Origin of the sequence: Roseitalea sp. MMSF_3546 (assembly GCF_030732865.1) — a bacterium.
GTDB lineage: Bacteria > Pseudomonadota > Alphaproteobacteria > Rhizobiales > Rhizobiaceae > Roseitalea.
Genome location: NZ_JASHKB010000026.1, coordinates 13,722 through 28,088, shown reverse-complemented (window position 1 = coordinate 28,088; position 14,367 = coordinate 13,722). Strand labels below are relative to the sequence as shown.

The following is a 14,367-nucleotide window of genomic DNA, read 5'->3' as shown; positions in this document are numbered from 1 at the left end:
TGGGGTAGCGTACAGCCATGGCCGCCATCGATACGCAAGCGCGACCCGTCTTCCACGTCGAGGATCTGACCAAGGTCTATGTGACCGGGGAGGTCGAGGTGCGCGCGCTCAATGGCGTCGACATGACCCTTTACGAGGGCGAGATGGCGGTGCTGCTCGGCCCGTCGGGCAGCGGCAAGTCGACGCTCCTGAACATCATCGGCGGGCTCGACCAGGCGACCGACGGGCGCGTCGAGTTCGAGGGCGAGGACATGACCGCCTTCGGCGCGCGGCAACTGACCCGGTTCCGGCGCCGCAATGTCGGCTTCGTCTTCCAGTTCTACAATCTCATTCCCAGCCTGACCGCCTGGGAGAACGTCGCGCTCGTCACCGAGATCGCCCGCGATCCGATGACGCCGGAAGAAGCGCTGGCGATGGTCGATCTGAGCGATCGCATGACGCACTTTCCGGCGCAGCTTTCGGGCGGCGAACAGCAGCGGGTGGCCATCGCCCGCGCCATCGCCAAGCGGCCCGAGGTGCTGTTGTGCGACGAGCCCACCGGCGCGCTCGACTCCAAGACCGGCGTGGTCGTGCTCGAGGCGCTGACGCGCGTGAACGCCGAGTTCGGCACCACCACCGCAATCATCACGCACAACGCGGCGACTCGGCGCATCGCCGACCGCGTGTTCCATTTCCACGACGGCAAGATCGTGCAGATGGTGGTGAACGAGAACCCCGTGCCGCCGTCCGAGGTGGTCTGGTAGCCATGGAGATCCTCGACCGCAAATTGCTGCGCGATCTGGGCCGGCTGTGGGCGCAGGTGCTGGCCGTGGCGCTGGTCATGGCCTGCGGGGTGATGACGCTGATCCTGGCGCTGGGCGCGACGCGCTCGCTGGAGGAGACGCGCGCCGCCTTCTACGAGCGCTACCTGTTCGGCAACGTGTTCGCCACGGCCAACCGGGCGCCCGAGCACCTCAAGGCCGGACTGACGGCCATCGAGGGCGTGGCGGCGGTGGAAACGCGCATCGTCAAGTCGTTGATCCTCGACATCGAGGGCATGGTCGAGCCGGCGGCGGCGCTGGCGGTCTCGCTGCCCGATTTCGGTGAACCGTCGGTCAACCGGCTCTATATCCGCCGCGGCCGGCTGCCCGAGCCGACCCGGCCCGGCGAGGTCGCCGTCGTCGAGACCTTCGCCGAGGCGCACGGCTTTGCGCCCGGCGACACGTTCGGTGCGCTGATCAACGGCAAGAAGCGGCAACTGACCATCACCGGCATCGTGCTGTCGCCGGAGTTCATCTACGCGATCGGCCCCGGCGACATGGTGCCCGACCAGCGCCGCTACGGCATATTGTTCATGTCGCGCTCGGCGCTCGAGGCGGCCTTCGACATGACCGGCGCGTTCAACGACGTGTCGCTGACGGTGCTGCGCAATGCCGACATGGACCGTATCATCGAGGCGGTCGACGAAAGGCTCGACCGCTATGGCGGCGCCGGCGCCCATGACCGCGACGACCAGATCAGCCACGCCTTCCTGCAGGCCGAACTCGACCAGCTGCAGGCCATGGCCGGCGTGATCCCGCCGATCTTCCTGTTCATCTCGGCCTTTCTGGTCAACATGATCCTGTCGCGGCTGATCGCGCTCGAACGCGAGCAGATCGGGCTGTTGAAGGCGGTCGGCTTTTCCAGCCTGCACGTGGCCTGGCACTATGCCAAGCTGGTCATCGTCATCTGCGCGATCGGCCTGGTCATCGGCGGCATTGCCGGCTCCTGGGTCGGCGGGGCGCTGACGCGGCTTTATGGCGAATTCTTCTCCTTTCCCTTCCTGGTCTTCGCCCACAGCGCCGATCTGTTCTTCATCGCCGGGGCGGTGACGGTCGCCGCCGCGCTCGCCGGGGCGGCGAGCGCCATCCGTTCGGTCGTCGTGCTGCCGCCGGCGGTGGCGATGCGCCCGCCCGCCCCGGCCCGCTACCACACGCTGGGCATCGGGCTGGGCGCGCTTCATTCGGTCTTTTCGCAGCTGACCACCATGGCGCTGCGGCATTTGTGGCGTCGGCCGGTGCGCACCGGGCTGACGACGCTCGGCACTTCGTTCTCGGTCGGGCTTCTGGTCACGGCATTGTTCTCCTTCGATTCGATCGACTACATGATCGACCAGATCTTCTTTCAGACCGCGCGCGAGGACGCCGCCGTCACCTTCGCCGGCGATCGGCACCCCGACGCGTTGCGCGCGCTCGCCGATATCGAGGGGGTGATGCGTGCCGAGCCGTTCCGCCAGACCCCGGTGACGTTGACGAACCGGCATGTCGAACTGCGCATGGTGATCGAAGGCCTGCCGCGGCAAACCCAGTTGTCGCGGGTGCTCGATGTCGATGCCGAACCGATCGTGCTGCCCTCGTCGGGGCTGCTGCTGTCCGAGCGCGTCGCCGACAAGCTCGGTCTGAGGGTGGGCGATGCGGTCGAGGTCGATTTCCTCAGCCGCGAGAACCTGACGGTCAGCGTCCCGGTCGCGGCGGTGGTGCAGAGCTATGTCGGGCTGACCGGCTACATGAACATCGCCGCGCTCGACCGGCTGATGCGCGAGGGCGCGCGCGTGTCGGGGGCGCGCATCAAGATCGATCCGGACCGGCTGGACGATGTCTACGACGCGGTCAAGCAAACCCCGGGCATCGCCTCGATCGCATTGCTGCGCCTGTCGCGCGAACAGTTCCGCGCGACCATCGAGCAGAATGTCGTCATCTCGATCGTCGTCTATTCGGTGCTCGCGGTGATCATCACCTTCGGGGTGATCTACAATTCGGCGCGCATCCAGCTTTCCGAGCGCGCACGGGAGCTGGCCAGCCTGCGGGTGTTCGGCTTCACGCGGGCCGAGGTCTCCAGCGTCCTGCTGGTCGAACTGGGCGTGGTGGTCGCGCTCGCCCAGCCGCTGGGCTGGCTGATCGGCTACGGATTCGCCTGGTCGGTGGCGCGCGGCTTCGAGAGCGACCTGTTCCGCATACCGCTGGTCGTCGACCAGGCGACCTTTGCAACGGCCAGCCTGGTGGTGATCGCCGCGGGGCTGTTTTCGGCGCTGATCGTGCGCCGCCGGATCGACCGGTTCGATCTGATCGAAGTCCTCAAGACACGGGAGTGAGGCGATGAAGCGCGCTTGGACACGCTGGCTCTTCGGGATCGTGGTGCTCGCCATCGTCGGCTACGGCATCTATGTGGCAACCCGCGAGCAGCCGGTGCTGGTCGACCTGGGCACCGTCGAGCGCGGCGCCATGGCGGTGACGATCGAGGAGGAGGGCGTCACCCGCGTGCGCGATGTCTATTCGGTCTCCTCGACGGTTGCCGGCAATCTCGACCGGATCGCGCTGGAGGAGGGCGATGTCGTCGATGAGGGCGCCGCCATCGCCGCGATCCGCCCGCTCGATCCGCCCTTCATCGACGAGCGGACGCGCACCGAGCTCCAGGCGGCGATCGAGGCGGCACAATCGGCGGTGGCGCTCGCCAAGGTCGAATATGCGCGCGCCCAGACCGCGCTCGAGCTGGCGCGCTCGGACTATGAACGCGCCCAGGAACTGGCCCGCACCAATGTCGTCTCCGAGCGTGAACTGGAGCGGGCGCGCGGCGAATTGCAGCTTCAGGAAGCGCAGGTGGAAAGCGCGCTCGCCAATATCGATCTGCGCCTGGCCGAACTCGAAAGCGCCCGCGCGCGGCTGGCGCAACCGGGCGAAGCGGGCAATGGCGGCGGTGGCGACACGTGCTGCGTGACCCTGCGCGCGCCGATCGACGGCGTGGTGCTGTCGGTCGATGTGCGCAGCGAACAGGCGGTCGGCGTGGGCACGGTCGTCGCCGAACTGGGGCGGCCGGACGATCTGGAAGTGGCGGTCGATCTGTTGTCGTCCGATGCGGTGCGGATCGGTGCGGGCACGAAGGCGACGATCACCGACTGGGGCGGCGAGGCGCTTTCGGGCACGGTGCGCAAGGTCGAGCCGGCGGCGTTCACCAAGGTCTCCGCGCTCGGCATCGAGGAGCAGCGGGTCAATGTGATCATCGATCTCGATGCGGTGCCCGCCGGGCTCGGCCATGGCTACCGCGTGGTCACCGAACTGACGCTGTGGGAGAGCGGGGATGTGCTGCACATGCCGATCGGCGCGCTGTTCCGCAGCGACGGCCAGTGGGCGGTGTTCGTCGCCGAGGGCGATGTGGCGCGGCTGCGCACCGTCGAGGTCGGCCGGCTCAACGACACCTCGGCGCAGGTGCTCGGCGGGCTGGAGGAAGGCGAGCGCGTCGTCGTGTTTCCCAGCGACGTTCTGCGCGACGGCCGGCGAATCGAGGACCGCACGGCCGGCGGCGCCTGAACGGCGCGCGGCGTGCTCAATGCGCCATCAGCACCGGCAGGTCGCAGGCCTTCATGATGGCGCTCGTCGTGCCGCCCAGAAAGCGCTGGCGCAGCCGCGAATGGCCATAGGCGCCCATGACGATGGCGTCGGCGCCGATCTCGGCGGCGAAATTGCCGATCGTCTGCGATGTCGGACGCGAGCCGCTCGACAGCGTGTCGACGACGACCTCGATGCCGTGGCGGGCCAGATAGGTCGCCATGTCCCAGCCCGGCGCCTCGCCCGAAGCGGTGCGGATCGCATCGGGATCGACGCAGGCGATGCGCACCTGCTCGGCGCGCTTGAGCAGCGGGATCGCCTCGGAGACGGCGCGTGCGGCCGCACGTTCGTTGTCCCAGGCGACCAGGACGGTCTTCCAGTCGAGCGCGCCGAACTGGTCCGGCTGGCCGACGACGACCGGCTTGCCGCCGCCGAACATGGCACCGGCGGCGACGTGCTCGTTGAGCCCGTGCGTGCCCGGTAGCGTGCGCGGCAGCATCACCAGATCGGCGAAGAAGGCATGTTCGGCCACCGTCATTTCGACGGAGCTGTCGACCATCAGGGCGCGCTTGACCTCGGCCGAAATGGCGCTTTGCATCAAACGGTGCTCGATCTGCGCGGCCCTTTCGCGCAGTTCGCTCTTGCGGCTTTCGGCCTGGTTGGCCCAGGTGTCGGACAGGATCACCGTATCGACCGCGATCGGCGGTGGCGGCGACAGGCCGATCACGAGCACCGTCAGATGGGCGTCGCCGGCCCGGCACATCTCGATGACCGGATTGAGTTCGGCCGGATCCTGGTCCATGTGAATGGGGTAGATGATGGTCCTGGCGAGCATGGCCGGCCTCCCGTTCGTCGTTTTGCCCGAGCGTGCACCAGGTGAGCCGCGGCGCGGTTGATCCTGGTCAAGCTGGCACGGCTTGTGGCGGGAAAAGACCGAAGCCATCATGCCGCCTCGATCCGCGCATGCCCGGTTCGTTCGCCGGGGCAGACGCTTGTACGCAACGGGCAAATGCAGGAGTGCCGCGCCATGACGCAGATGCCGGAAACCGCCGGGCGGACGCGCGCGGAACCGCCCGCGGCGCGGGATGTCGACCTGGCGGCCCAGCGAATCGCCGGTCACATCCACCGGACGCCGGTACTGACCTCGTCCTTCGTGGACGCTCTGGCGGGCGCAACGGTGTTCTTCAAGTGCGAAAACTTCCAGAAGACCGGCTCGTTCAAGGCGCGCGGTGCCAGCAACGCCGTGCTCGCACTGGCCGACGACGATGCGAGACGGGGCGTTGTCACCCATTCGTCCGGCAATCACGGCCAGGCGATCGCCTATGCGGCCGCGCGCCGCGGCATAGAAGCGACCATCGTCATGCCCGAAAACGCCAATGCGGCCAAGAAGGCGGCGGTTCGCGGCTATGGCGGTGCGATCGTCGAATGTGCCCCCTCGGCCTCGGCCCGCCAGGCAACGCTCGAGGCGATCGTCGCGCAGACCGGCGCCGTCGCGATCCATCCCTACAACGATCCGCTCGTGATCGCCGGGCAGGGCACGTGCGCCGCTGAACTGCTTGCCCAACTCGACGCGATCGACGCGGTCATCGCCCCGGTCGGCGGTGGCGGGCTGATTTCCGGCACCGGGCTCTTCATCTCCGAGCGCAAGCCGTCGGTGGTCGTCTATGGGGCGGAACCGCAGGCGGCCGACCATGCCCGTCGCTCGCTGCGCGCCGGGCGCCCTGCCGAGCCGGCGGACGCGCCCGTGACCGTGGCCGATGGCCTGAAGGCACCGCTCGGCGATCTGACCTGGGCCTGCGTGTCCGATCATGTGCGCGACGTCTTCGCCGTCGGCGAGCCGGAGATCATCGCCGCCATGCGCCTTGTCTGGGAGCGCATGAAGATCGTCATCGAGCCGTCCTGCGCGGTGCCCGTGGCGGCAATCCTGGCCAATCGGGCCGTTTTCGCCGGCCAGCGCGTCGGCGTCATCCTCACCGGGGGCAATGTCGATCTGGATCGGCTGCCATGGGCCGGGTGAGGGCCGCACCGCCGATGAGCGGTCCTGCCCGTTGCGGCGCCGCCCCGAGGACCGAATCTACTCGGCCGCTTCCAGCAATTGCTGCGGATTGTAGTTGAGCACCGGTCCCAGCCAGCGCTCGACCTCGGCGACCTCCATTCCCTTGCGCGCGGCATAGTCCTCGACCTGGTCGCGCTCGACCTTGGCGACGCCGAAATAGTAGCTTTCGGGATGGGACAGGTAGAGCCCCGATACCGATGAGCCGGGCCACATGGCGTAGCTTTCGGTCAGCGACACGCCGGTCGCCGCCTCGGCATCGAGCAGCTCGAACAGGGTCGGCTTCTCGGTATGGTCGGGCTGGGCGGGATAGCCCGGTGCCGGCCGGATGCCGGCATAGCCCTCCGCGATCAACGCGTCATTGGTCAGGTCCTCCTCGGGCGCATAGCCCCAGTACCGGCGACGCACCTGCTCGTGCATGCGCTCGGCGAACGCCTCGGCAAACCGGTCGGCGAGCGCCTTGACCATGATTGCCGAATAGTCGTCATTGGCGCGTTCGAAGCGCTCGGCGATGGCCACTTCCTCGATGCCGGCGGTGACGACGAAACCGCCGACCCAGTCCGGCTTGCCGCTGCCCTCGGGCGCGACGAAGTCGGCGAGGGCGACATTGGGCCGACCGTCGCGCTTTTGCACCTGCTGGCGCAGCGTGTGCAGCGTGGCGAGTTCGTGCGAGCGGGTGTCGTCGGTGAAAAGGCGGATGTCGTCGCCGACCGCATTGGCCGGCCAGAAGCCGATCGCCGCGCGCGGGCGGAACCATTTCTCGGCGATGATCTTGTCGAGCATGGCCTGGGCTTCGCCGAAGAGCTGGCGGGCGACCTCGCCCTGGTCCTCGTCCTCGAGGATCTTGGGGTAGCGGCCCTTGAGTTCCCAGGTCTGGAAGAACGGCGTCCAGTCGATATAGCGGGCCAGCTCCGACAGGTCCCAGTCGTCGAAGACGCGCGTGCCGGTGAAGCTGGGGGCGGGCGGGGTGTAGCCCTCCCAGTCGAGCCTGACCGCGTTCTTGCGCGCGGCGGCCAGCGGCAGCCGGCGCTTGTCGGCCTCGGCGCGGGCATGCTTTTCGGCGACCTGGCGATACTCGGCGCGGATCGTGTCGATGTAGCCGTCGCGGCTTTCGGGCGACAGCAGCGCCGAGACGACGCCCACGGCGCGGCTGGCGTCGGTCACGTAGATCGCCTGGCCGCGCTCGTATTGCGGGTGGATCTTGACGGCGGTGTGCACGCGGCTCGTCGTCGCCCCGCCGATCAGCAGCGGCAGATCGAAACCCTCGCGCTCCATCTCGGTGGCGACATCGACCATCTCGTCGAGCGAGGGCGTGATCAGGCCCGACAGGCCGATGATGTCGGCCTTTTCGGCGCGCGCGGTCTCCAGGATCTTCGCTGCCGGCACCATGACGCCCAGATCGACGATCTCGTAATTGTTGCAGGCGAGCACGACGCCGACGATGTTCTTGCCGATGTCGTGCACGTCGCCCTTGACGGTAGCGAGCACGATCTTGCCGGCGCTGCCGGTGCCCTCGATGCCGCTTTCGGCCTTTTCGGCCTCCAGATAGGGCGTGAGAACGGCGACGGCCTGCTTCATGACGCGCGCCGACTTGACGACCTGCGGCAGGAACATCTTGCCGGCGCCGAACAGGTCGCCGACCACGTTCATGCCGGCCATGAGCGGGCCCTCGATGACGTGCAGCGGGCGTTCGGCGGCCTGCCGCGCTTCCTCGGTGTCCTCGACGATATAGTCGGTGATGCCGTTGACCAGGGCATGTTCGAGGCGCTTGTCGACCGGCTGCTCGCGCCAGCTCAGATCCTTCTGGCGGCCCTTGGCGCCGCCTTCGCCCTTGTAGCGTTCGGCAAGTTCGAGAAGGCGCTCGGTCGCATCGGAGCGGCGGTTGAGGACGACATCCTCGCATGCCTCGCGCAGCTCGGGATCGATGGCCTCGTAGACGGCGAGCTGGCCGGCATTGACGATGCCCATGTCCATGCCCGCCTGGATGCAGTGGTACAGAAACACCGCATGCATCGCCTCGCGCACCGGCTCGTTGCCGCGGAAGGAAAAGGACAGGTTCGAGACGCCGCCCGAGATATGCACATGGGGCAGCGTGGTCGTGATCTGCCGCGTCGCCTCGATGAAGTCGACGCCGTAATTGTCGTGCTCCTCGATGCCGGTGGCGACGGCGAAGATGTTGGGATCGAAGATGATGTCCTCGGGCGGAAAGCCGACCGTCCCGGTCAGCAGCTCGTAGGCGCGCGTGCAGATCTCGACCTTGCGATCCCGGGTGTCGGCCTGGCCCTCCTCGTCGAAGGCCATGACAATCACCGCGGCGCCATAGGCACGGCACAGCCGGGCGTGGCGCAGGAATTCCTCCTCGCCTTCCTTCAGCGAGATCGAGTTGACGACCGATTTGCCCTGGACGCATTTCAGGCCGGCCTCGATCACCTCCCACTTCGACGAATCGATCATCACCGGCACGCGGGCGATATCGGGTTCGGCGGCGATCAGGTTGAGGAACTCGGTCATCGCGGCGGCCGAATCGATCAGCCCCTCGTCCATGTTCACGTCGATGATCTGCGCGCCGCCCTCGACCTGCTGGCGGGCGACCTCGAGCGCGGTGGCGTAGTCGTTCTGCTTGATCAGCTTGCGGAAGCGCGCCGAGCCGGTGACATTGGTGCGCTCGCCGACATTGACGAAGGGAATGTCGTCGGTCAGCGTGAACGGCTCGAGGCCCGACAGCCGCATGCGGCGCTCGATCTGCGGCACCGTGCGCGGCGCGAACCCGCCGACGGCCTCGGCGATGGCGGCGATGTGGGCCGGGGTCGACCCGCAGCAGCCGCCGACCACATTGACCAGGCCCTCCTCGGCGAAGCGGGCGATCTGGTTGGCCATGAATTCGGGGCTCTCGTCATATTCGCCCATCTCGTTGGGCAGGCCGGCATTGGGATAGGCGCAGGTGAGCGCATCGGCGATGCCGGCCAATTCGGCCAGGTGGGCGCGCATGGCATCGGCCCCCAGCGCGCAGTTGAGTCCGATGGTGAACGGATCGGCATGGCGCACCGAGTGCCAGAAGGCGGTCGGGGTCTGCCCCGAAAGGGTGCGACCTGACAGATCGGTGATCGTGCCCGAGATCATCACCGGAAGCCTGATGCCGGTCCGTTCGAACACCTCGTGCGCGGCAAAGATCGCCGCCTTGGCGTTGAGCGTGTCGAAGATGGTCTCGATCAGGACGATCTCGGTGCCGCCGGCGATCAGTCCCTCGACCTGCTCGGCATAGGCGATGCGCAGATCGTCGAAGGTCACCGCGCGATAGCCGGGATTGTTGACGTCCGGGGAGATCGACGCGGTGCGGTTGGTCGGCCCCAGCGCGCCGGCGACGAAGCGCCGGCGGCCATCCTCGGCCCGGGCCCGTTCGGCGGCGCGTCGGGCAAGGATCGCGCTTTGCCGGTTGAGTTCGAAGACCTGGTCTTCCAGGTGATAGTCGGCCTGGGCGATCGTCGTCGACGAAAAGGTGTTGGTTTCCAGAATGTCCGCGCCGGCCATGGCATAGCGGTAATGGATGTCCTCGATCGCGTCGGGCCTGGTAAGCGACAACAGGTCGTTGTTGCCCTTGAGCGGATGCTCGCTGCCGGCGAACAGTTCGCCGCGGTAGTCGTCCTCGCCGAGCCCGAGTGCCTGGATCTCGGTGCCCATGGCACCGTCCATGATCAGGATGCGCTCGGAGGCCGCCTTGCGCAGCGCGGCGGCGATGTCGGCCGCGCGCTCGGCGTCGACCTTGAACATATCGTCAGCTTGCGGGGCGGCCTTGCGGCGCGCGGGCGTTTCGGTCGAAGCCGGCTTGGTCATCATAGGTCCTCGGGGAAATCGATTTGCAAGGTCACATAAGGATATCTTTATGTCAATATGCGGCTTTGGTTTCCTTGCCTCCGTGCGGCATGTCTTGACCAAAATCAATGCGGGGCCGACCCCTTGGGTGTATCGGGCTCCCATGAGCGCGTTCGCAGACCGCATCGAGGCGGGGCAGGCCCTCGCCCGCCGGCTTGAGCATGTGGACACGGCCGGGGCGGTCGTCGTCGGGCTGCCACGCGGCGGTGTACCGGTGGCGGCGGTGGTCGCCAAGGCGCTTGGCCTGCCGATGGACGTGCTGCTGATCCGCAAGGTCGGCGCGCCGGGCCATCGCGAACTGGCGGTGGGCGCCGTCTCCGACGGCCACGCCATGCAGGTGACGGTCAATGAGGGCATTGCCCGCGATCTGGGTCTGAGCCGCGATCAGGTGATCGAACTGGCGCGCGCCGAACTGCCCGAGCTCGAGCGACGCCGCAAGCTGTATTTCGCCGATCATCCTGCCGTGCCGCTGAAGGGCCGGACCGTCATCCTGGTCGATGACGGCGTCGCAACGGGGGCGACCGCGCGCGAGGCGCTGCGCCTGGTGCGACAGAGCGGGCCGGCGCGCATCGTGCTGGCGCTGCCCGTCGCTCCGCCTTCGACCGTGGCACGGCTGGCCGAGGAGGCCGACGAGGTGGTGTGCGTGCTGCAGCCGGACCCGTTCTTCGCCGTGGGCGCCTATTACGATGATTTCCGCCAGGTCGACGATGTCGAAGTGGTCGAGGCGCTGCGCCGGGCGCAGGCCGCGCCCAACGCCGCCGGGCAGGAGCCGAAGGGGTGAACCGGTCCCCGGGGACAGGCCGGAGCGGGCATATGCCTGTCGATGACTGACGATGTGGTGAAGATGACAATCCATTGAGATCGGAGGCGCAGCCAATGAGATCGACCATTACGCCTTTGCTTGCAGCCCTTTTCGCCTTGGCTGCGACCGCCCATGTCGGCGCCCAGACACCGCAGGTGATCGGCGGCGATGTCTATGACGGCGGCGCCAATGCGACGATTTCCGGCTCGTCCGGCCGCGATGCCTTCGTGGGTGGCTTCAATGTCGTGCTCGACGGCTCGGTCGCCGGTGACGGCCACGCGGCCGGCTTCGACGTCGATGTCGACGGCGAGATCGGCTCGGACCTCTATGCCGCCGGCGCCAGCGTGACGATCGACGCCACGGTCGGCGAAGACGTCACGGCCTCGGGCTTTTCGGTGCGCCTGCGCGATGGCGCCGAAGTCGCCGGCAATGCCCGGCTTTCGGGCGGGACGGTGCGCATCGAGGGGCCGATCGCCGGCAGCCTGCTGGCCTCGGGCGGATCGGTGCGCCTTGACGCGCCGGTCACCGGCGATGTCCGTCTGGCCGGCGCCGAGATCACCTTTGGCGGCGATGCGACCATTGGCGGCGCGCTGACCTATGCGGCGCCATCGCGCATCGACATTCCCGAAGGCGTGATCCCGGCCGACCGGGTGCGGTTCATCGAGATCGACACGATGGACGGGTTCGGTGAGTGGCGCGACATGGTCGACGAGCCCATGGCCATGGTCTGGCCGTCCATGTTGGCCGTCTTTCTGGGCTTCGTGCTGACCCTCGCCTTCCTTCTGGTGATCGCGGCGGTGTTTCTGGCCTTCATGCCGGCGGGCGTGCAACGGGCGCGGGAAGCTGCGACCGAGCGGCCGGGGCTGGCCGTGTTGGCCGGTTTCGTCGCCCTTGCGACCCTGTTCGGCCTGGTACCCGTCAGCGCCATGACTCTGGTCGGGCTGCCCTTCATTCCGATCGTGATCTTGTTCATCGTGCTGGCCTGGACGGTGGCCTATCTGCTGGGCGCCTTCGTGCTGTCGTTCCGGCTGGCGGCTGCGTTCGGCTTCGACCCGCAGACCAATCCGGCCAAGCTGGTCATGCTGGCGGTCGGCCTGGTCGCGCTGGCGATCGTGAACTTCGTGCCGGTGCTCGGCTGGCTGATCAACCTGGCGGTGGTGCTCTACGGCCTTGGCGCGATCGTCCTTTACGTCTTGGGGCGCACCGGCTGGGGCGGCGCGCGGACGGTTGCCGCAGGTCAGGGCGGCAATGGCGCGCCGCCGGCAGAACCGGTGGCGATGTGACAATGAGGCCGCTGCAACGACGTCGGGCGGTCATTGCGGCGCTCGTGGCCCTGGTCGCAACCGCCATAGCGCCCGCGTCGGCGCTCGCGGCAAGCCTTGTGGTGACGATCGACCTTTCCGAGCAGCGCCTTTACGTGCGCGACATGTCGGGTCCGCTGCACGCCTGGCCGGTTTCGACGGCACGGTCGGGCTATTGCACGCCGGTAGGCACCTATCGGCCGATCCGGCTGGAGCGTATGTGGTATTCACGCAAGTACGACAATGCGCCGATGCCGCACTCGATCTTCTTTCACGGTGGCTATGCCATCCACGGAACGACCGAGACCGGCGATCTTGGCCGTCCCGCCTCGCATGGCTGTGTCCGGCTGCATCCGGACAATGCGCGCACGCTATTCGACCTGGTGGTGGCCCACGGCATGGCCGCGACCCGGATCGTCATCCGCAATTGACGCGTTCAGGGCCACAACTCCTGGATGTTGGCGCGCATGGCGTGCTTGACGTCGGCGATCTCGCCGGCCGAGATGGTGGCCTCGAGCAGACCGAAGACGGCCGTGATCGCCTTTTCGGTGTCCTCGAGCGGTTCCTTGGTGAAGGCATGATCGACACGGGCGACGAAGTCCGATTTGGACCGCGGATGCACCGGCGTGCGGGAAGGGTCCCAGCCTTCATAATAGATGCCGCGGACCAGAATGGGCATCTGCGCGGCCAGCTGCGCCGCTTCGTCGACCGTCAGCCAGTCCCGGACCGCGTGCAGCACCGTGCGCATGAGCAGATAGGCGCGCCCGTTCTCGGTCCAGTCGAGCCTGGCGCGCAACTGCTTGAGCCAGTCATTGACGTCATGGGGTGCATTGTCGATCGTCGAAATACCGGTGATGCTCATTGTGGTCCTCCTTTGCGTGCCCGCGCCACGGGCCCTGGCAAGCTGTTATCGTGCCAATGGAGGGGCGGCGCATTGCGTTGCATCAAGCGGCATCGGCGGGGTGCCGCATCGGAACCTGGCGCCACGCTCGCCGGTTGTTGCGTCACGACACGCATCATGCCGGTGCCGTCCGGCCAACCACCACGCGGGGAGAGACACAATGGCGAACCCACCCATCGACCAGGCCGGGACCGATTTCGGCGGCCTGACCGTCGCACTCGAAAAGGTGTGCTTCATCATCTTCAAGGCGCGCTCGTTCGACGCCAAATATCCCGCGCCGGTGCGCGATCCGGCCTCCAACCCGACCGATGACGGCGATCTTTCGGTGCTCGCCGACTATCCCGACGATCCCGAATGGGCCGAGATGACCTCGCTGATCAGCGCGCTCAATGTCGACGAGCAGGCCGACCTGATCGCATTGATGTGGCTGGGCAGGGGCGAGTATACCGCCGAGGACTGGGACACGGTGCGCGAGGAGGCGGCGCGGTCACGCAACGAGCAGACCGCACGCTATCTTTGCGGTACGCCGCTGCTCGCCGATCACCTGTCCAACGGGTTGTCCGAGCTCGATCTGTCCTGCGAGGAGTACGAACTGGCGCATCTTTGAGACCCGCAAGGGCTTCTACTCGGCAAGAACCGATGAAAAGCCCTCGAAGACCGGCGGTCCGGCATACATGCCGGTCGTGTCCCTTGCGCTCTTGTGCGCGGCGCGAAAGTGCTCCGAGCGTGTCCATGCCGAAAAGTGCTCCTGGCTTTCCCAGATGGTGTGCGAGGCATAGAGCGTGGTCTGGCTGTCCTCGTCGAAGGCGCCCTTGAGCAGGTGGAAGCTCTGGAAGCCCTGAACGTCCTTCAGGCGCGAATCGCGACTGCGCCAGACTTCCTCGAAGGCGTCCTCGTGGCCCTTGTTGATCCGAAACCGGTTCATGGCGACAAACATTGCAGGCTCTCCCTGATCGGCTGCCGGCGTTATCGACCAAACACGGTTCCGGAGCAATGACGATCGGGTCGGGCATGGTGACGCGGACTGGACTTGGCCGGCCGAAACGCTTACCCGATTCCCCGGCCGCAACCCAAGGCGATGCGGCGAGGCGATGAACCGG

12 protein-coding genes are annotated in these 14,367 nt (G+C 67.3%); 8 read left to right on the top strand and 4 right to left on the bottom strand.

Going from position 1 to position 14,367, the window contains the following annotated elements; genetic code table 11:
- Window positions 1–17: 17 nt before the first annotated feature.
- The 3 genes from RBB34_RS16615 to RBB34_RS16605 are packed head-to-tail and all read left to right on the top strand — an operon-like array spanning window position 18 to window position 4,322.
- The gene (locus tag RBB34_RS16615; RefSeq protein WP_306120364.1) at window positions 18–743 is read left to right on the top strand and encodes an ABC transporter ATP-binding protein; all 726 of its coding nucleotides are present in this window, start codon (window positions 18–20) and stop codon (window positions 741–743) included.
- A gap of 2 nt (window positions 744–745) precedes the next feature.
- On the top strand, window positions 746–3,109 hold the full coding sequence (locus tag RBB34_RS16610) for an ABC transporter permease (RefSeq protein ID WP_306120363.1): 2,364 nt from the start codon (window positions 746–748) through the stop codon (window positions 3,107–3,109).
- 4 nt (window positions 3,110–3,113) lie between these two features.
- Window positions 3,114–4,322 carry an HlyD family efflux transporter periplasmic adaptor subunit gene (locus RBB34_RS16605; RefSeq protein WP_306120362.1) on the top strand — a complete coding sequence of 403 codons (1,209 nt, stop codon included), beginning with the start codon at window positions 3,114–3,116 and terminating at the stop codon, window positions 4,320–4,322.
- 16 nt (window positions 4,323–4,338) lie between these two features.
- Here RBB34_RS16605 and RBB34_RS16600 read toward each other — a convergent pair whose 3' ends face one another.
- Window positions 4,339–5,175, bottom strand: coding sequence for a universal stress protein (locus RBB34_RS16600; protein ID WP_306120361.1), 837 nt, complete (start codon window positions 5,173–5,175; stop codon window positions 4,339–4,341).
- Window positions 5,176–5,367: 192 nt separating this feature from the next.
- Here RBB34_RS16600 and RBB34_RS16595 point away from each other — a divergent pair, with 192 nt between their 5' ends.
- Window positions 5,368–6,357, top strand: coding sequence for a pyridoxal-phosphate dependent enzyme (locus RBB34_RS16595; RefSeq protein WP_306120360.1), 990 nt, complete (start codon window positions 5,368–5,370; stop codon window positions 6,355–6,357).
- A 57-nt stretch (window positions 6,358–6,414) separates the two neighbouring features.
- Here the strand turns inward: RBB34_RS16595 and metH are convergent, their stop codons facing one another.
- On the bottom strand, window positions 6,415–10,161 hold the full coding sequence (gene metH, locus RBB34_RS16590) for a methionine synthase (RefSeq protein WP_306120393.1): 3,747 nt from the start codon (window positions 10,159–10,161) through the stop codon (window positions 6,415–6,417).
- Window positions 10,162–10,366: 205 nt separating this feature from the next.
- On the opposite strand from metH, the gene RBB34_RS16585 reads away from it, so the two are divergent.
- The 3 genes from RBB34_RS16585 to RBB34_RS16575 all read left to right on the top strand — a co-directional run bounded on the left by RBB34_RS16585 (window position 10,367) and on the right by RBB34_RS16575 (window position 12,797).
- Window positions 10,367–11,044, top strand: coding sequence for a phosphoribosyltransferase family protein (locus RBB34_RS16585; RefSeq protein WP_306120359.1), 678 nt, complete (start codon window positions 10,367–10,369; stop codon window positions 11,042–11,044).
- A 95-nt stretch (window positions 11,045–11,139) separates the two neighbouring features.
- Window positions 11,140–12,348: a hypothetical protein gene (locus RBB34_RS16580; RefSeq protein ID WP_306120358.1), complete on the top strand. Its 1,209-nt coding sequence runs from the start codon at window positions 11,140–11,142 to the stop codon at window positions 12,346–12,348.
- A 44-nt stretch (window positions 12,349–12,392) separates the two neighbouring features.
- Window positions 12,393–12,797: a L,D-transpeptidase gene (locus tag RBB34_RS16575; RefSeq protein WP_306120357.1), complete on the top strand. Its 405-nt coding sequence runs from the start codon at window positions 12,393–12,395 to the stop codon at window positions 12,795–12,797.
- A 5-nt stretch (window positions 12,798–12,802) separates the two neighbouring features.
- Here RBB34_RS16575 and RBB34_RS16570 read toward each other — a convergent pair whose 3' ends face one another.
- Window positions 12,803–13,228, bottom strand: coding sequence for a DUF2267 domain-containing protein (locus RBB34_RS16570; RefSeq protein ID WP_306120356.1), 426 nt, complete (start codon window positions 13,226–13,228; stop codon window positions 12,803–12,805).
- Window positions 13,229–13,427: 199 nt separating this feature from the next.
- Here RBB34_RS16570 and RBB34_RS16565 point away from each other — a divergent pair, with 199 nt between their 5' ends.
- Complete coding sequence (locus tag RBB34_RS16565; RefSeq protein WP_306120355.1) at window positions 13,428–13,874, top strand: DUF3775 domain-containing protein; 447 nt, start codon at window positions 13,428–13,430, stop codon at window positions 13,872–13,874.
- A gap of 15 nt (window positions 13,875–13,889) precedes the next feature.
- Here the strand turns inward: RBB34_RS16565 and RBB34_RS16560 are convergent, their stop codons facing one another.
- Window positions 13,890–14,204: an antibiotic biosynthesis monooxygenase gene (locus RBB34_RS16560; protein WP_306120354.1), complete on the bottom strand. Its 315-nt coding sequence runs from the start codon at window positions 14,202–14,204 to the stop codon at window positions 13,890–13,892.
- Between the last annotated feature and the right edge of the window lie 163 nt (window positions 14,205–14,367).